At 60.0% G+C, this 16,488-nt stretch carries 15 protein-coding genes; 7 read left to right on the top strand and 8 right to left on the bottom strand.

Translation table 11 applies throughout. From position 1 onward, the window contains the following. The first annotated feature begins 1 nt into the window (after position 1). Positions 2-1,351, top strand: coding sequence for a Na+/H+ antiporter NhaC family protein (locus tag Q0K10_RS01235; protein ID WP_294502108.1), 1,350 nt, complete (start codon positions 2-4; stop codon positions 1,349-1,351). On the opposite strand, the gene Q0K10_RS01230 is transcribed toward Q0K10_RS01235, so the two are convergent. From Q0K10_RS01230 to pyrR, 4 genes are read right to left on the bottom strand one after another with little or no spacing between them, the layout of a single operon-like run. Next, positions 1,323-2,471 (bottom strand): M20 family metallopeptidase, encoded by a 1,149-nt coding sequence (locus Q0K10_RS01230; protein ID WP_294502105.1) that lies wholly within the window; start codon positions 2,469-2,471, stop codon positions 1,323-1,325. The two genes, Q0K10_RS01235 and Q0K10_RS01230, sit on opposite strands and share 29 nt — an antisense overlap. Further along, positions 2,468-3,745: a dihydroorotase gene (locus Q0K10_RS01225; RefSeq protein ID WP_294502102.1), complete on the bottom strand. Its 1,278-nt coding sequence runs from the start codon at positions 3,743-3,745 to the stop codon at positions 2,468-2,470. Before Q0K10_RS01225 ends, Q0K10_RS01230 begins: the two co-directional genes overlap by 4 nt. After that, complete coding sequence (locus Q0K10_RS01220) at positions 3,742-4,668, bottom strand: aspartate carbamoyltransferase catalytic subunit (protein WP_294502099.1); 927 nt, start codon at positions 4,666-4,668, stop codon at positions 3,742-3,744. The genes Q0K10_RS01225 and Q0K10_RS01220 overlap by 4 nt, the downstream gene beginning before the upstream one ends. 8 nt (positions 4,669-4,676) lie before the next feature. Further along, a complete protein-coding gene (gene pyrR / locus Q0K10_RS01215) occupies positions 4,677-5,237 on the bottom strand; it encodes a bifunctional pyr operon transcriptional regulator/uracil phosphoribosyltransferase PyrR (protein ID WP_294502096.1) in 561 nt (186 codons plus the stop codon). Between the two features lie 279 nt (positions 5,238-5,516). Here pyrR and Q0K10_RS01210 point away from each other — a divergent pair, with 279 nt between their 5' ends. The 3 genes from Q0K10_RS01210 to Q0K10_RS01200 are packed head-to-tail and all read left to right on the top strand — an operon-like array spanning position 5,517 to position 9,339. Next, positions 5,517-6,524 (top strand): LacI family DNA-binding transcriptional regulator, encoded by a 1,008-nt coding sequence (locus Q0K10_RS01210; RefSeq protein WP_294502094.1) that lies wholly within the window; start codon positions 5,517-5,519, stop codon positions 6,522-6,524. Continuing rightward, a complete protein-coding gene (locus Q0K10_RS01205; RefSeq protein ID WP_294502092.1) occupies positions 6,521-7,237 on the top strand; it encodes a type II secretion system protein in 717 nt (238 codons plus the stop codon). Before Q0K10_RS01210 ends, Q0K10_RS01205 begins: the two co-directional genes overlap by 4 nt. Before the next feature lie 8 nt (positions 7,238-7,245). Beyond that, positions 7,246-9,339 (top strand): hypothetical protein, encoded by a 2,094-nt coding sequence (locus tag Q0K10_RS01200; protein WP_294502090.1) that lies wholly within the window; start codon positions 7,246-7,248, stop codon positions 9,337-9,339. Here the strand turns inward: Q0K10_RS01200 and Q0K10_RS01195 are convergent. Next, the gene (locus tag Q0K10_RS01195; protein WP_294502087.1) at positions 9,321-10,247 is read right to left on the bottom strand and encodes a LysR family transcriptional regulator; all 927 of its coding nucleotides are present in this window, start codon (positions 10,245-10,247) and stop codon (positions 9,321-9,323) included. The two genes, Q0K10_RS01200 and Q0K10_RS01195, sit on opposite strands and share 19 nt — an antisense overlap. Positions 10,248-10,495: 248 nt before the next feature. On the opposite strand from Q0K10_RS01195, the gene Q0K10_RS01190 reads away from it, so the two are divergent. From Q0K10_RS01190 to Q0K10_RS01180, 3 genes are all read left to right on the top strand, one after another. Beyond that, the gene (locus tag Q0K10_RS01190; RefSeq protein ID WP_294502084.1) at positions 10,496-11,269 is read left to right on the top strand and encodes an SDR family oxidoreductase; all 774 of its coding nucleotides are present in this window, start codon (positions 10,496-10,498) and stop codon (positions 11,267-11,269) included. Positions 11,270-11,286: 17 nt separating this feature from the next. Then, entirely contained in the window at positions 11,287-11,826 is a 540-nt protein-coding gene (locus Q0K10_RS01185; protein ID WP_294502080.1) for a flavodoxin family protein, read from the top strand. Between the two features lie 152 nt (positions 11,827-11,978). Continuing rightward, a complete protein-coding gene (locus Q0K10_RS01180; RefSeq protein WP_294502078.1) occupies positions 11,979-12,938 on the top strand; it encodes an alpha/beta hydrolase in 960 nt (319 codons plus the stop codon). Positions 12,939-13,022: 84 nt separating this feature from the next. Here the strand turns inward: Q0K10_RS01180 and gatA are convergent, their stop codons facing one another. Genes gatA through Q0K10_RS01165 form a run of 3 tightly spaced genes read right to left on the bottom strand, consistent with a single transcriptional unit; the run spans position 13,023 to position 16,439 of the window. Further along, entirely contained in the window at positions 13,023-14,468 is a 1,446-nt protein-coding gene (gene gatA / locus Q0K10_RS01175; protein WP_294502076.1) for an Asp-tRNA(Asn)/Glu-tRNA(Gln) amidotransferase subunit GatA, read from the bottom strand. 2 nt (positions 14,469-14,470) lie between these two features. Next, on the bottom strand, positions 14,471-14,776 hold the full coding sequence (gene gatC / locus Q0K10_RS01170; RefSeq protein WP_294502072.1) for an Asp-tRNA(Asn)/Glu-tRNA(Gln) amidotransferase subunit GatC: 306 nt from the start codon (positions 14,774-14,776) through the stop codon (positions 14,471-14,473). A gap of 13 nt (positions 14,777-14,789) precedes the next feature. Further along, positions 14,790-16,439: a diphosphate--fructose-6-phosphate 1-phosphotransferase gene (locus Q0K10_RS01165; protein ID WP_294502069.1), complete on the bottom strand. Its 1,650-nt coding sequence runs from the start codon at positions 16,437-16,439 to the stop codon at positions 14,790-14,792. Positions 16,440-16,488 lie beyond the last annotated feature (49 nt).

The raw sequence follows: 16,488 nt of genomic DNA, 5'->3' as shown, positions 1-16,488 counted from the left end.
CATGACGGACATCACGGATTTCTCCCACACACGTTCTCCGCACGCCCGGGCACTGATTCCGTTCGGGGTTTTTCTCGTCTTCTACCTCGGACTCTCGATCTGGTCGAACGACTTCTACAAGGTGCCGATGCCGGTCGCATTCCTCGTCGCTTCCGCGACGGCGCTCCTGCTGAACCGGAAGGCCACGCTCAAGAGCAAGATCGAACTCTTCGCGCACGGCATGGGCGACGTCGACATCATGACGATGTGCCTGATCTTCATCCTCGCGGGAGCGTTCGCATCGACCGCGAAGGCGATGGGGGCGGTCGATGCGACGATCGAGCTTGCGCTCGCGGTGATCCCTCCGAATCTGCTGCTGACCGGGCTTTTCGTGGTCGCCTGTTTCATCTCGCTCGCGATCGGGACCTCGGTCGGAACCATCGCCGCGCTCGGATCGATCGCGGTCGGACTCTCGCAGTCACTGAGTGTTCCGGCGGGCTTCTGTCTCGGGGCGGTGGTCGGCGGCGCGATGTTCGGAGACAATTTGTCGATGATCTCCGACACGACCATCGCGGCCACCCGGACCCAGGGGGTCGAAATGCACCGGAAATTCCAGGCGAATCTCAAAATCGCCATCCCCGCCGCGGTGTTCTCCGTACTGCTCTACTTGTGCATCAGTCCGGCGGTGCGGCCGGAGGCACTCCCCGGCGGCGCCTCCTGGGAACGGTTCGCCGCGATGCTGCCCTACATCAGTGTGCTCGTTCTCGCACTCTGCGGCATGAACGTCATGGCCGTGCTGATCTTCGGAACCGCTTTTGCCGGAGTCATCGGCATGGCGACCGGGCACTTCGATTTCTGGGGATTTCTCAGTGCAATCGGCTCCGGAACGCTCTCGATGTCCGAAACCCTGATCGTCGCGCTGCTGGCCGGAGGATTGCTCAAGGTCATCCGCTACAACGGCGGAATCGCCTATCTCCTCCAGACCATCGAGCGGCACATCCGCGGACGGCGCGGCGGCGAACTCGGAACGTTCCTCCTCGTGAGCGTCGTGAACTGCTTCACCGCCAACAATACGGTCGCGATCGTCATCACTGGACCGATCGCGCGCGACATTTCGAAGCGCTACGGAATCCCCCCCGCCCGGACGGCCAGCATCCTCGACAGCGCAAGCTGCATCATTCAGGGGATGCTCCCCTACGGGGCGCAGATCCTGACCGCGATCGGCGCGGCGTCGGCAGTGGGGCTGACCGTTTCCCCGCTCGAAGTCATCCGGTTTCTCGGATACCCCTATCTGCTCGGGATCTGTCTGTTGATCTCAATCGTGCTCGACCGCCGACCCGCCGTCAAGCCAGAGCCGCCAGCGCAAAGTTGACCAGATAACGGATGCCGGCCGAAAGTGCCGCATCCGGAAAGTCGAACTTCGAATTGTGCAGAGCGGCACAATTTTCACCGGTCCCGACCTTCACATAGACGCAGGGATAGCGTTTGCAATACCAGGCGAAATCCTCCGCTCCGAGCGAAGACTCCGGCAATTCGAAGTACGGCAGCCCCGCCTCGCGGATCACGCGGCGCGCAAGTTCGGCCGGACCGGGGGCATTCAGCGTCACCGGGTAGGCGAGACGGTATTCGATTTCAGCTTTGACTCCGCGAAGTTTCGCGATCGTTTCCACCGTTTGACGGAAGCCGCGTTCGAGAATCTCGTCACTCTCGGGGGAGAGCGAACGGGCGGTTCCCTCGATGACGGCCGTATCCGGAATCACGTTTGCGAGCTCCCCGCCCGCAATGCGGCAGATCGTCAGCACCGCCGGACGCTGGGAGCTCACCAGCCGGGAACTCATCCCCTCAAGTTCCGAGACGATCGCGGCCGCCGCCGTCACCGGATTCTGCGCGAGATGCGGACGGCTGCTGTGGCCGCCCTTCCCCGTGAGCGTCACTTTGAAGTGCGCGCAGGAGCCCATCATCGCCCCGTCCCGCAATGCGAGCACGCCGAGCGGAAGCCCCGGCATCCCATGCATCGCGGTCACGAAGTCGGCAGCCGGTTTTTCGAGCGCCCCGGCCGCGACAAGGTCGCGCCCCATCGCGGCGTTCTCCTCGCCGGGCTGAAAGACGAACCGCACGCTCCCGGCGAATTCATCGCGCCGTGAGGCGAGAATTTCCGCCGCGCCCATCACCATCGCGGTGTGGCCGTCATGGCCGCAGGCGTGCATCCGTCCCGCGTGTTCCGACGCATAGGCAACTCCGGTCGCCTCGGAAAGCGCGAGGGCGTCGATGTCGGCGCGAAGTGTGACGTTCTTCCCGTCGCCGCGTCCGCCGCGCAGAAGCGCGACCGCGTCGGTTCCGAGAAACGGATCAAGCAGCTCCACGCCGAGCCCGGAAAGCCGCTCCCGGATCAGCGCGGAAGTTTCGAACTCCTTTCCGGCGAGCTCCGGAATCCGGTGCAGCGCATGGCGGAATCCGATGATTCCCGGCAGAACCTCTTCGACGGTTTTCATTCTTCGCTGTAGACCACTTTGCCGCCGACCAGCGTCTTGCAGACCTTGCAGACGACCTCGCGCCCGTTGAACGGCGTGTTACGGGAATTCGATTTGAATTTGTCCGCGTCGATCACATACTTCCGGGCGGGATCGAAGATCACGATGTCGGCGGGACGCCCCTCGGCAAGGCTGTAATTCTCGATGCCGAGCACCTCCGCCGGTCCGGTCGTCAGGAGCTTCACGAACGCCGCGAGATTGATGACGCCCTTCGCCACAAGTTCCGTGTAGCAGAGGCTCAGCGCGGTTTCGAGCCCGATGATCCCGAACGGCGCATAGTCGAATTCCACAAGTTTCGCCGTGCGCGTGTGCGGGGCGTGGTCGGTCGCGATCACCGTGATCGTGCCGTCCGCGATTCCCTCGATGAGCGCGAGCCGATCCTCCTCCGAACGCAGCGGCGGATTCATCTTGTAGTTCGTGTCGTAACTCTTGATGCACTCGTCGGTCAGCGTGATGTGGTGCGGAGTCGCCTCGCCCGTGACCGGAATCCCTTTCGCCCGCGCATTGCGCAGAAGTTCGACGCTCTCCTTGACGCTCACATGCTGCATGTGGATCTTCCAGCCGATCTGCCGCGCGAGGATGATGTTCCGCGCGACCATCAGCTCCTCGGCCGCGCCGGAGATGCCGTTCATTCCGAGCAGAACCGACCATTTGCCCTCGTGCATGACGCCGCCCGCCGCGAGCGTCTGCTCCTCGCAGTGGTCGAGGATCGGCAGATTGAACGACTTCGCGTATTCGACCACATGCCGCATGAGCGAGTGATCCTGAATGCAGCGCCCGTCATCGCTCAGCGCGACCACGCCGGCGGCCTTGAGCGAGCCGATTCCGGCCATCTCCTTTCCCTCGTAATTCTTCGTCATGCAGCCGCACGGCAGAACGCGGACGACCCCTTTCTGGGCGGCGGTCTGGCGCAGAAACTCGATCGCGCCGGCGTTGTCGGCCGGAGGATTCGTATTCGGCATCGCGACGATGCTCGTGAATCCGCCGGCGGCGGCCGCGGCCGTCCCGGAGGCGATCGTCTCTGCCATGTTGTTGCCGGGCTGCCGCAGATGGACATGCAGATCGATGAATCCCGGCGAAAGAATTTTTCCGCTCAGGTCGACCACCTCCGGATTCGCGATTTCACCCGGATCGACGATGCGCCCATCCGCAACGCCGACATCCATGACCGCATCGACTCCGTGCGCCGGGTCGATGACCCGCGCCCCTTTGAAAATGTAACTCGTGTCACTCATTTCTTCACACACCCCGCTACCAGGAAAAGCACCGCCATGCGGACCGCCAATCCGTTCGTTACCTGTTCGAGAATCACCGAATTCGGCCCGTCCGCGACTTCGCTGGTGAGCTCCACATCACGGTTGATCGGACCGGGATGCATGATGAGCGCATCCGGTTTCATAAGCTTCAGCGTCTCGCGGTTGATGCCGAAGAAGCGCGCATATTCGGAGGTGCTCGGGAAGAATCCCGACGCCTGCCGCTCATGCTGGATCCGCAGCAGATTCACAACGTCCGCATCGCGGACCGCCTCCTTGAGATTGTGACACACCTTCACGCCGACCGACTCGAATTCGCGCGGCACGAGCGTCGACGGCCCCGCGAGCGTGACGTTCGCACCGAGTTTCAGGAGTCCCCACATGTTGCTGCGCGCGACGCGGCTGTGCAGGATGTCGCCGAGGATCGTGACGTTCAGCCCGGCAATACGCCCCCGCTTTTCGCGGATCGTGAAGATGTCGAGCAGCGCCTGGGTCGGATGACTGTGGGCGCCGTCGCCCGCATTCACCACGCCGCATTTGAGATGGCGCGCGATGAAATCCTGTGCGCCGGGCGTGCTGTGGCGCATGACCACGAGGTCGACCTGGAGCGCCTCGATGTTGCGCACGGTGTCGAGCAGCGTCTCGCCTTTGCGGAGACTGCTGACCTGCGCCTGCATGTTCACGATGTCGGCGGAGAGCCGCTGTTCGGCGAGTTCGAACGAGACCCGTGTGCGGGTGCTTGGTTCGACGAAGAAGTTCACCACGGTCTTGCCGCGCAGAGCCGGAACTTTTTTCACCTTCCGTTCCGACACCTTCTTGAACTCTTCGGCGGTATCGAGGAGGAAGGTGATCTCCTCGGCGCTCAGGTCATAGAGACTGAGCAGATCTTTTCTGGTCCATTCCATAAGGCGACTCATTCGTTAAATTTTTTCCACTCCACTTCGAAAATGCCGTTCTCTGCGGGCTCGTCGGCATCGAACTGGACCGCGACCTTGTGGTCCGCGGGAGGGTTGCAGTCAAATCCGACGAAATCGGCGCGGATCGGGAACTCGGGATTCCCGCGATCAACAAGCACGGCGAGACGGATCACACCGGGTCGCCCGTAGTCGGTCAGCGCGTCGAGAGCGGCGCGAATCGTCCGTCCGGTCGAAAGCACATCATCGACGAGGATGATGCGCGTATCGTTCACATCGAACGGGATGACGGTTTCACGGATCAGAGGCAGCGCGCTGCGCTTGCCGAAGTCGTCACGGTAAAGGGAGATGTCGAGTTTCGCCATCCTGGGGCGACGCCCGGTCAGGCGTTCAAGCGCGTCGCAGAGCCGTTCGGCCAGCGGCACGCCCTGCTGGTAGAGGCCGACAAGCGCATAATCGTCGCAGCCGGCGTTGCGGCAGTCCTCCCGGATGGCGCCCGCCATCCGTTCGACCGCCCCGGAGATCTCCTCCGGCGAGTAGAGTCGTTTTCTGAGCGTCATGAATCACTCCGGGTAAAATAACGTATGTTGATAAAATATAATCCCGTTTCCCCTTTTTCACAATCGGCAGCAGGGAAAAAATCCCTGATTTTCCCACTTCCCCCGGTCGACCGCCCGGCATTCTCCGCTGCGCGCGTTCGAATTCGGACAAACGATCATGAAAAAGGCCCAGAAAAATCAAAAATCAAATTTTTTCTCATTCGCTCTTGACATTTCCTGGAAAATCGATTATAATTATAGTCGTAATTCAAACCTTTGAATAATCAGCAAGAAGAGTTTATGAGTGAAGTCATCCGCAGAAAAAGAACCTCCCTGCAGGATATCGCGCTTAAAGTGGGGGTGGATGCGTCGACGGTCTCACTGGTTTTGAACCGTAAGCCGCTGGCGGCAAAACTCAAGGAGGAAACCCGGAAACGGATCGAGCTCTGCGCCAGAGAGCTGAATTACCGTCCCTCCCGGGCTGCCCGCACGTTGCGCAGCGGCAAAAGCGGCATGGTTGGAATCGTCGTCGGAGATATTTCCTCGATTTTCTACTCGGAAATGACCGCCACGGCACTGCAGGTTGCGGAAAGCCTCCATTTGCAGTTGCTGGTCGCCGCGACCAGATGGGCTCCGGAACAGGAGCACAATGCGTTGAAAAATCTGCTCGACACAGGGGTGGACGGGATCATTTTCCTGCCGGGAAGTCTCGCGATGCACGAAGATCTGCTCAAGGTGATTCGTCAGGAAGCGATACCGGTGGTGACGTTCGATTACCGTCTTGATGGGACTTCTGGTTTTTTCAGTGACTACAAGCCGGGGATGGAACAGGCGGTCGCGGCTCTGGTTCCCCGGCATACGCGCATCGGCTGTCTGGTGCACCGTTCCGATCAGGCAGACAAGGCCGAACCATTTCTTGCGGCCTGCCGCAAATACCAGGTCGAAGGCGTACTGCTCAAACATACCGGATTCGATTTTGAGGACTATCCCGCGGGGGTCGATCTGAAGCAGCTGTTTGCCCCGGAAATGCCGAAGGCGTGGATCGTCTGCGGCGGGGAATGCGCCGTTTTTGTCCTCAATGAATCTCTCCGCCGGGGATTCCGGGTCCCGGAAGAGTATGAGTGGATCGGGCTCGGCTGTGACCGCCTCGGCCATTTCACGTGCCCCGGCCTCGCGCAGATCGTCCAGGATCCGCGCGAACTCATGCAGGCGGCGTTTCAACTGTTGCAGCAGCGCGAAGGCGAAATCCGGATTCCGACCCGGTTCAAAACAGGCAATTCCATCCAAACAAAGGAGTTACACGTATGAAAGTTCCAATGTTCCCCTGCAGCGGTCTGAGATCGTCCGTTCCCGACTCCCCAAAAGGCTTTCCAAATTTTACATTGATCGAGCTTCTGGTCGTTATTGCGATCATCGGGATTCTCGCCTCGATGCTGCTGCCCGCGCTCAACCAGTCGCGGGAGCGGGCGCGGGACATCAAGTGCAAGAGCAATGTCAAACAGATGATGACCGCAATCATCATGTATGACCAGACCTTCGACCGGATTCCCCGAAACAACCTTCCGAGCCCGCTGGACGGGACGAAAGTCGCATGGTTCCGGCTGCTGCAGGATACCGGAACGCTGCCGCCGGCACCGACCGGAACCGGTGCCTTCACCACGGTCGGCGCAGCGCTCTGCCCCTCCACACGCGCGGTACCGCGCGGCTACGGCATGAATGAACGGCGTGCTCCGACGGACACCTACACCAGCGGAGCGCGGTTCATCTCGCTCAAGCAGGCGGTCAACCCGTCGGCGAAACTGCTGATCGCCGATGCGACGCTCTACTACAATGTGTTTTCCGGCGGCACCTGGGACTGGGATCTGAACCTCGATCAGACCGAGGCGACTTACAAGGTTTCTCCGCGGCACAGCGACGGCGTCAACGCCGGCATGATTGACGGCCACGTGACGAATTTCAAGCGCAGCGAGAAGAAACAGGGATATTACGACCGGGAAACCATTGAACCAATGTTGCAATAGGAGCACTGATGAAACGACTTTTCTGCCTGACAACGCTGCTGGTTGCCGCCGCAGCGACCGCTTTCGGCCAGATCACCATTCAGAAGAACGGGCGGCTGGAGATTCGGCGCGACGGGAAAACCATTCTGCTCAACGACTCTCTCACTCTGCAGAATGCCTCCTGGAAGATCGTTACCGATCCGCTGAAGGCGGTTCCGGAAATCGAGCGGACCGAACAGAAAATCATCTACCGCTGGAAGACGGACAATGCCCGTCTGGTCCGCACCATCGAATTGCGTGCCGACGGGACCGAATCGATCCTCTACGAAGCGGAGTTCTCTCCCGGCATCACCGACGGGCGTTACATCGAGCTCACCTTGACCGCACCGGCCAATGCCTGGAAATCGACCCCGGTTTCGGGGAAGCGCACGATCGTTTCGAGCCGGACATGGATCGAGGTGAAACCGGACACCGGAACGCTTTATTTCGATTTTACCGGCTCGGACGGCAACTGGAAATTTGAGGAGATGCGCAATGTCGACTGGTTCGGCCATCTGAGGCTGAATTACTTCTCCGGATATGATCCGGCCAGGGGAGCGAAATTCACCGCCCGGTTGACCATCACCGAACGCCGTCCGGAGACTCCGCAGAAGACCGCCGCAATCCAGGGCAGCGGAGACGAATACCGTCATGTGAAACTCTCCGAGGAGGAGAAAAACGCCGCTCCGCTGCTCGCAGCGCAACTCCGGATCGATCCCGCCCGCATTCTGCGCAGCTCCACCCCCCGGCTCTTCGGATTCAACAATGACTGGCATGGATATGAGGGGCTCCGCCCGGTCGATCCGGCCTCGATCGATCCGGATGCCGAAGTCAATCCGGTCGATCCGCGGCTCGGCGCCGCGTTGGAAGGAGTTCCGCTCCCGCTCAACCGCACGGCAGGCACCGATTCGCAGCTGTTCCGCTGGCGCGACGCAATCGGTCCGAACCGCGACCGGAAACCGTTTTCCCTCTGGTTCGGACAGACGGGCGGCACCCCCCGCTACTACGGACTGCGCGAACACTTCAACTGGTATCGGCAACAATATCCCGAGGCGGAATTCATCTATGTGGTGAAACTTTACGACTCAACCCCGCAGGAGAGCGCGGCGCTGGCTGAATTCCTCAAATCGGAAGGTGTCTTCCCTGCGGTCTGGGAACTCGGCAACGAGATGGATCTCGGCGGCGCCAAGCATCTGGATCTGCCGGATTACATCGACGCCTGCCGCGCCCACCTGGAAGCGATCCGGTCAGTGCTGCCGGACGCGCAGTTCGCGGCGCACGTGATCACCGCCCCGTGGGATCCCTCCCGGGCCGGACAGTGGCGGAACTGGAACCAGACCGTGATCCGGGAACTCGGAAGCGACCTGCGCTATCTGGCGTTTCACCCCTACTACCGCGGCCTGGCTCCGCGACAGATGCTCAACTACCTCGATGAGTTGCGCGACGACATCGCTTCCGGGCCGAACCCGGCCTTGCAGGTGCTCAATTCCGAACACGCGAAATGGCCTCCGGGATACGGTTCCGAAAACTGGTCGGATTACTGGTACCAGACCCATGCGCTGGTCGGCGTGCTCGACACGGCGGAATGGATGCTTTTGATGCTCAACCGTCCCGAAGTGGGCGCCCAGACCTATCACGCGTTTTCCGCCGGACCGTGGGGGGTCGTCTACCGCGACAAGGAGAGCGGCAATTACTATCGGACCGGCCTCGCCGAACTGTTCCGCTTTTTCGAACCCGCCCATCACGGCAACGTCGTGGCGACCACGTTGAGCGGAGAAGGATGTGATCCGCGCGGCAAGGCGTTTCACTTCACCAGCTGCGCGATTCTCTCCGAAGACGGGAAGAAACTCGACCTCTATTTGAACAACCGCCTGCCGCGCTCGAAACGGGAAGTCGCAGTGCAGTTTGCCGATTCGAACTGGACGCCGGTGGAGATGGAAATCCTCACCGCTCCCGCCCTGGAATCGCACTGCACGGTCGACAACAATCCCTTCCAGAGAATCCGCCGGGCGCCGGACGCCGGGGCTCAACTCCTTATCCCGGAGAAATCGCTCGTGCGGATTCGTTATGCGCGGTCGGAATGATTTCCCACTCCGGCAGCCGAAAGGTTCCGCAAAGTCCATTCCAGAAACAGTTGCGCCGCCGCGGAAAAAACCTGATCCCTTTTCCAGACAAGATCCATTCCGGACTCCACGCGAGGTTCGAGCGGACGGAAACAGAGGCCGCGGTGGCGCGTCACATTGACCAGCCCGTCGAGGGCGATCGCGCAGCCGACGCCCTCCTCGACCATCAGCGCGGCGTTGTAAACCAGATTGTAGGTTGCGACGATGTTCCAGGCGGCATCGGGCTCTTCTCCAAACCACTCGGAATATTCGTTCTTCTCGGACAAACGCTTCACAACCTGCCGGGAACAGATCAGCGGAATTTCCCGCAAATCCTTACGGGTGACGAATTGCTTCTCGGCAAGCGGGCTGTCCTTTTGTAAAACAACTCCCCAGACGGCTCGACCCGGCAAGGTGAGACTGTTGTATTTCCTGATATCGACCGGCTGAATCAGAATGCCGAAATCAAGAATTCCCTTGTCCAGACGTTCCATGACATCTTCCGCATTGCCGCTGAAGATGTGGAATCGGATCTTCGGATAATCGGTCCGGATTTCCCGGATCATGCGTGCAATCGGCCGCATCGCCTCGGTCTCCCCGCCGCCGATGCAGATCTCTCCGGCCACCGTCTTTCCCATTGAACTGAATTCGGATTCCGTCTTGTGAACCATCTCGAGAATCTCTTCGGCTCGTTTGCGAAACAGCATCCCCTCCGGCGTCAAGGACAGCGAGTGACTGTTTCGGATAAAGAGCTTCTGCCCCAGCTCCTCCTCCAGCTCCTGCAGCTGGCGCGACAATGTCGGCTGGGTGATGTGCAGAATCCGGGCGGCTCCCGTCATGCTCCCCGCCCGGGCAACCCCCAGAAAATAGCGCAATACTCTGAGTTCCATGAATTCCCTCCACGTTGATTCATTACAATAACAGCTCATGATATAACTTTCAAGCATATCACTCCATAATAAATAAGTATTTGCTATTTTAGCGGGATCCATTATATTGAAATCAGGCAACGAGGTGTGAACCGGATCAGGGCTCACATTTCTGAACAGCCGGAATCGCGGGTGCCGGAGAGGTGTGATGCTCTCTGAAGTCACCCGAATGCCAGATTGACACGGTAAACTTCAAAGGAGTCATCGAAATGGATTGCATGGCCGAAATGGGAATGGGGATGACGGGCAAAGTTGCTCTGGTTGCGGGAGCCACAAGCGGAATCGGCAAGGCGACAGCGGAGATGTTTGCCCGATCCGGGGCCTCCGTCGTACTGGCGGGACGCCGGGAAAATCTGCTCGGAGAAATTACCGAATCTCTGAAAAAGGACGGTTGCACTGCGGCATATGTCGTCTGTGACGTGACGGATGAAAAACAGGTTGAAAACATGATCCAGTTCACCGCAGAGACCTTCGGCAGACTGGATTGCGCCTACAACAATGCCGGCATCATGAGCGATGATGTGGAAACCGCCGAACTCGAAAGCTCCGAGTTCGACCGAGTCATCAATGTCAACCTGAGGAGTATGTTCCTCTGCATGAAATATGAGCTGCGCCAGATGCTGAAACAGGGCGGAAACGGCTATGCGATTGTCAACTGTTCCTCGATCGGAGGTCTGATCGGCCTGCCGGGACGGGTGGCCTATCATGCCTCCAAACACGCGGTTCTCGGCATGACCAAATGTGCGGCGCTGGAATATGCCGCACGGGGCATCCGGATCAATGCGGTCTGCCCCGCGACAATAGAGACTCCGATGGTCGAAAAAATGCTTGCCTGCGGCGCGATTCAGGGAGTTGCTGAACCGATCGGCCGTTTCGGTCAGCCGGAGGAGGTCGCGTCGACCGTACTGTGGCTCTGCAGTCCAGCGGCAAGTTTCATCGTCGGCCAGGGAATCGCCGTGGACGGCGGTTATACAATTCGATAAAATTCGTGAGGCATCGAATGAAAAAACTTCTGTTGATCTCATCCAGCCCCCGGAGAGCGGGGAATTCAGATCTTCTCTGCGATCAGTTCATGAAGGGCGCAATCAATGCCGGACATCAGGCGGAAAAGATTTTTCTGGCGGCAAAGAAAGTTCATTACTGCACCGGATGCGGCGCCTGCGCGAATGGGACACGCCCCTGTGTCCAGAATGACGACGTTGCGGAAATCCTCGAAAAAATGGTGGAGGCCGATGTCATTGTGCTGGCAACGCCGGTTTATTTTTACACGATGTGCGCCCAGCTCAAAACCCTGATCGACCGCAGCTGTCCGCGTTACACGGCAATCTCAAACAAGGAGTTCTACTTTATCCTGACTGCGGCGGATTCCAACCGTGCCGCGATGACCCGGACCCTGGAAAGCCTTCGCGGCTTCACCGAGGATTGTCTTGAAGGCTCTCGGGAAAAAGGAGTCCTCCTCGGCCTCGGAGTCATGGACAAGGGAGAGGTGATGGGTACGCCGGTCTACCAGGAAGCCTGCGAGATGGGACAACACATCTGACGCCCCCTTCCGGCCACCGGCCGCGGGGAAAGAAAACAATCCAATTCTGGAGGATTCGTATGAAAAAGTGGATTTTCACAGCTGCAGTATGCGCTTTGCTCTCCGCTGCCGGAACGGCCGGAGCGGACAATACAAAAGAAGGAGACTCCCGTATGAACACCATCGCAAATGACACCCGCATATTCCGGATCAATCCGGAGATCCGGGCCGGGGACATCCGCTTCAAAAACCGGTTCGGGATCGAACTGGCAGGCCATCTCTATCTGCCGAAAGGATTCGATCCGGCGAAACGATATGCCGCCGTGGCCGTATGCGGGCCGTTCGGCGCGGTCAAGGAGCAATCCTCGGGACTTTATGCCCAGGAACTCGCGGCACGCGGCTATGTTGCACTCGCATTCGACCCCTCCTACACGGGGGAGAGTTCCGGAGAACCACGGTATGTCGCCTCGCCCGACATCAATACGGAGGATTTCTCCGCCGCAGTCGACTGCCTCTCCCTCCTGCCCTTCGTGAATGCCGACCGGATCGGCATCCTCGGCATCTGCGGCTGGGGCGGGCTGGCCCTCAATGCCGCAGCCAACGACCCGCGCATCAAGGGAACCGTGGCGGTCACCATGTACGACATGAGCCGGGTCAGCGCCAACGGCTATTTCGACTCCATGGATGCCGACGGCCGTTATGAACTGCGCAAACAGCTCAACGCCCAACGCCTGGTCGACGCGAAAAACGGAAAGTATGAAACCGCCGGCGGAGTTCCGGACGTACTGCCGGAAGATGCACCGCAGTTCGTCAGAGATTATTTCGCTTATTACAAGACTCCCCGCGGCTACCACGCCCGTTCGCTGAACTCAAATCAGGGCTGGAACAAAACTTCAACCCTGTCGTTTCTCAACACGCCGCTGATGACATACAGCAGTGAAATCCGTTCCGCGTGTCTGCTGATTCACGGAGAAAAGGCACACTCCCGCTATTTCAGCGAAGATGCGTTTCAAAAACTGACCGGAAACAACAAGGAACTGCTCATCGTTCCCGGCGCCAGTCATGTGGATCTCTACGATAATTTCGAAAAGATTCCCTTCGATAAAATCGACGCGTTTTTTCAAAAACTCTGAAAAGGCAGCCGCCGGGCACAGAAACAGGGGGGAGGACGAAGCCGTCGTCCTCCCCCTGTTTTGTTTTTCCTTCGGAACCCAAACTCAGCGCATGAGCGTCTGCGCGGCGCTGAGCAGTTTCGCCTCGCCCAAGGCCGGTGCGAGCAGCTGCACGCCGACCGGCATGCCGCTTTCCGCATCGATCCCGGCGGGCACACTGATTCCGCAGTTTCCGGAGAGATTCAGCGCAATGGTGAAGATGTCCGAAAGATACATCTGCAACGGATCGCTTTTTTCCCCGAATTTGAACGCCACCGTCGGCGTGACCGGAGTCAGCAATACATCGCACTGCCTGAACGCCTCCTCGAAGTCGCGCCGGATCAGCGTGCGCACCTTCTGCGCCCGCAGGTAATACGCATCGTAATATCCGCTCGAAAGCACGTAGGTGCCGAGCAGAATCCGCCGCTTGACCTCGTCGCCGAATCCCTCGCCGCGGGACTTGAAATAGGTGTCGACGAGATCTTTTCCATCGACGCGTTTCCCGTAGCGCATGCCGTCGAAGCGCGCAAGATTCGCACTCGCCTCGGCGGTTGCGATGATGTAGTAGACCGCAACCGCGTACTTTGTGTGCGGCAGCGAAACTTCGACGAGTTCCGCTCCGAGCGACTTCGCCTTCTCGATGCTCTCGCGCACAACTTTCTCTACGCCGGAAGCGAGACCGCCTTCGGCGAAATACTCCTTCGGCAGCCCGATTTTCACGCCGCGGAACGACTCCGGAGCATTCCGCGCCGCCTTGGCAAAACCGCCCGCCGGATCCGGCAGCGAAGTTGCATCCATCGGATCGTGCCCGGCGATCGCATCGAGCAGAATTCCCGCGTCTTCCACGTCGTGCGTCATCGGCCCGATCTGGTCGAGACTCGATGCAAACGCCACGAGTCCGCTGCGCGACACACGCCCGTAGGTCGGCTTCAATCCGACAATGCCGCAGAACGCGGCCGGCTGGCGGATCGACCCGCCGGTGTCACTTCCGAGCGCTCCCGCCGCGAAACTCGCGGCCACGCAGGCCGCCGAGCCGCCCGAAGAACCGCCCGGAACCCGCTGCGGATCGCGCGGATTCGCAGTCTTCTGAAACGCGCTGTTCTCGCAGGAGGAGCCCATTGCGAACTCATCCATGTTCAAACGGCCGAACGGGATGAATCCCTGCGCACGCAGTCGCGCCACCGCCGTCGAGTCATACGGCGAAACGACCGGTTCAAGAATCTTCGACGCGCAGGAGCAGGTCTCCCCCTCCGCAACGATGCAGTCCTTGATTCCGATCGGAATGCCGTCGTAAGCGCTCAGAGTTTTCCCCGCCGCGCGACGGCGGTCGGACTCTTCCGCGGCGCGCAGAACGCGCTCCCGGTCGAGTTTCAAAAACGCTTTGATTACGCCGTCCTCCGCGTCGATGCGCGAAAGATAGGACGACACAAGTTCGACCGCCGTGCAGCCGCCCGAGGCGAGCTCCTGCGCAAGCACATGGATCGGCCGCTCCTTCGTTTCCGGAATCGCCATGGTCAGTTGCTCCCTTCGCCGGGCAGCACCTGCGGCACCCGGATCAAATCCCCGTCGATCAGCGCCGGAGCATTTGCGAGCATCCGGTCGCGGTCATAAGACGGCTTCGCTTCATCCTCGCGCCAGACGTTCGTCAACGCGGCCGCGTGCGCGGTCGGCTCCACGCCGGTCAGATCAAGCTCGCTCAGCGAAGCGATGTAACCGACGATGTTGTCGAGATCCTTCTGGAGCTTCGGGAGTTGTTCCTCCGAAATCTCCAGCCGGGCGAGAGCCGCCACATATCCGATGTCGATTCGGGCCTCTTCCATCGTTCAGCCCGGATTATTTGCCCTGCTCAAGCATCAGCGTCTTGGTGACGAGATCACACACCTCCGACGGCCCGAAATACTGAATCGGACCGGGATAGACGTAGGCGGTCTCTTTCGCCCACTCGCCGCGCTTCGAGGCGAAGTAGAGGAACGGCTTGCCGTCGAGCTCGACGAGCGCCTTGCGGATGACCGGCTTGTCGTGGCCATGACGCCGCTCGATGTTCATCATCATCGTGATCGGAATGCCGCCGGCGATCCACTCGGAGGCGGGCTTCGTCGTATTGCGAACGCTCGACATGTAGCCGGTGCGACCCGCGCCGATCAGCGCCGCGGCGTTGTAGCCGAGGCTGTAGCAGTAGTCGGCGTCGTAATTCGATGGAGCTGCGCAGCGTCCTTCGTAGCCGAAGAAGTGAACCTGCGTGCTGAACTTGCCGTTGTATTTCCCCTCGGCCTTCATCGCCTTGAGCTTCGTGGCGACCATTTCGGCGAGCATCTTCTCGGTCTCGATGAGAGAGACCTGGACGTTGCCGTGCGGATCGCGGTCGTTGCAGAGCTGCATCTGGATTCCGGCCGGAAGCGTCGCGAAGACGGCGGCGGACTCCTTCGAGAGGTTCTCAAGCGCAAACTTGACCTTGTCGGCCTTCTCCATCGCGTCGACCTTCTCCGCATTGGCGGCCAGGAGTTCGTTCAGCTCGGCAATCAGAACCTTGATCTCCGGAATGAACTCGATGAGCCCTTCCGGAATCAGCGCCACGCCGAAGTTCATCCCGGCGGCGGAACGGGCCGCGACGACCGACGCGATCTCGTCGACGATCTGACCGAGGGTCATCTTCTTCGCGGCGACCTCTTCGGAGATGATCGCGATGTTCGGCTGAGTCTGCAGCGCGCACTCCAGCGCGATGTGCGAAGCGGAACGGCCCATCAGTTTGATGAAGTGCCAGTATTTCTTGGCGGAGTTCGCGTCGCGGCCGATGTTGCCGATGAGTTCGCTGTAGACGCGGCAGGCCGTGTCGAAGCCGAAGCTCGCTTCGATCCACTCGTTCTTGAGGTCGCCGTCGATGGTCTTCGGGCAGCCGATGACCTGGATCGGAATATTGTGCGACTTGAAGTATTCCGCGAGCATGCAGGCATTCGTGTTGGAGTCGTCACCGCCGATGATGACCAGCGCGGAGATCTTCAGCGCTTCGCAATGTTTGCGGGCAGCCTCGAACTGTTCGTCGGTCTCGAGTTTCGTGCGGCCGGAGCCGATCATGTCGAAACCGCCGGTGTTGCGGTGAGCGTCGATGATCGCATCGGTGAGTTCCACGTACTCATCCTTGACAAGCCCGTCGGGTCCCTTGAGGAAGCCGTAGAGGCGGCACCCCTTGTTCAGCGACTTGAGTCCGTCGTAGAGCCCGGCGATGACATTGTGCCCGCCGGGGGCCTGGCCGCCGGAGAGGATCACTCCGACGTTGACTGCGGGAAGTTCGCCCCCGTCGGCAGCTTCGAAGGTCAGCACGGGGCTGCCGAACGTGGTTTTGAAGATCGCCTTGATCTTGTCGACATCGGCGACGGCCGTGGTCGGCGCGCCTTCATGGACTTTGACTTTCGCGCCTTTCGCAAGAGCGGGGGGGAGTTTCGGGGCGTAGGCGGCACGCGCCTTCTGCAGCGGAGAGATGCTCATAATATCCATCCTGTTAAGTTCATATATTGTCCGGTTGCGACACTCTCTA

It is taken from the genome of uncultured Victivallis sp. (assembly GCF_944391105.1).
In the GTDB taxonomy this organism is placed as follows: Bacteria; Verrucomicrobiota; Lentisphaeria; order Victivallales; family Victivallaceae; genus Victivallis.
This window is presented reverse-complemented; position numbering and strand designations above follow the sequence as displayed.

What these genes read in the sequence shown, in the direction of transcription:
- Q0K10_RS01235 (WP_294502108.1), top strand. Translation starts at nt 2, where the DNA reads ATGACGGACATCACGGATTTCTCCCACACACGTTCTCCGCACGCCCGG.
- Q0K10_RS01230 (WP_294502105.1), bottom strand. Translation starts at nt 2,471, where the DNA reads ATGAAAACCGTCGAAGAGGTTCTGCCGGGAATCATCGGATTCCGCCAT.
- Q0K10_RS01225 (WP_294502102.1), bottom strand. Translation starts at nt 3,745, where the DNA reads ATGAGTGACACGAGTTACATTTTCAAAGGGGCGCGGGTCATCGACCCG.
- Q0K10_RS01220 (WP_294502099.1), bottom strand. Translation starts at nt 4,668, where the DNA reads ATGGAATGGACCAGAAAAGATCTGCTCAGTCTCTATGACCTGAGCGCC.
- pyrR (WP_294502096.1), bottom strand. Translation starts at nt 5,237, where the DNA reads ATGACGCTCAGAAAACGACTCTACTCGCCGGAGGAGATCTCCGGGGCG.
- Q0K10_RS01210 (WP_294502094.1), top strand. Translation starts at nt 5,517, where the DNA reads ATGAGTGAAGTCATCCGCAGAAAAAGAACCTCCCTGCAGGATATCGCG.
- Q0K10_RS01205 (WP_294502092.1), top strand. Translation starts at nt 6,521, where the DNA reads ATGAAAGTTCCAATGTTCCCCTGCAGCGGTCTGAGATCGTCCGTTCCC.
- Q0K10_RS01200 (WP_294502090.1), top strand. Translation starts at nt 7,246, where the DNA reads ATGAAACGACTTTTCTGCCTGACAACGCTGCTGGTTGCCGCCGCAGCG.
- Q0K10_RS01195 (WP_294502087.1), bottom strand. Translation starts at nt 10,247, where the DNA reads ATGGAACTCAGAGTATTGCGCTATTTTCTGGGGGTTGCCCGGGCGGGG.
- Q0K10_RS01190 (WP_294502084.1), top strand. Translation starts at nt 10,496, where the DNA reads ATGGATTGCATGGCCGAAATGGGAATGGGGATGACGGGCAAAGTTGCT.
- Q0K10_RS01185 (WP_294502080.1), top strand. Translation starts at nt 11,287, where the DNA reads ATGAAAAAACTTCTGTTGATCTCATCCAGCCCCCGGAGAGCGGGGAAT.
- Q0K10_RS01180 (WP_294502078.1), top strand. Translation starts at nt 11,979, where the DNA reads ATGAACACCATCGCAAATGACACCCGCATATTCCGGATCAATCCGGAG.
- gatA (WP_294502076.1), bottom strand. Translation starts at nt 14,468, where the DNA reads ATGGCGATTCCGGAAACGAAGGAGCGGCCGATCCATGTGCTTGCGCAG.
- gatC (WP_294502072.1), bottom strand. Translation starts at nt 14,776, where the DNA reads ATGGAAGAGGCCCGAATCGACATCGGATATGTGGCGGCTCTCGCCCGG.
- Q0K10_RS01165 (WP_294502069.1), bottom strand. Translation starts at nt 16,439, where the DNA reads ATGAGCATCTCTCCGCTGCAGAAGGCGCGTGCCGCCTACGCCCCGAAA.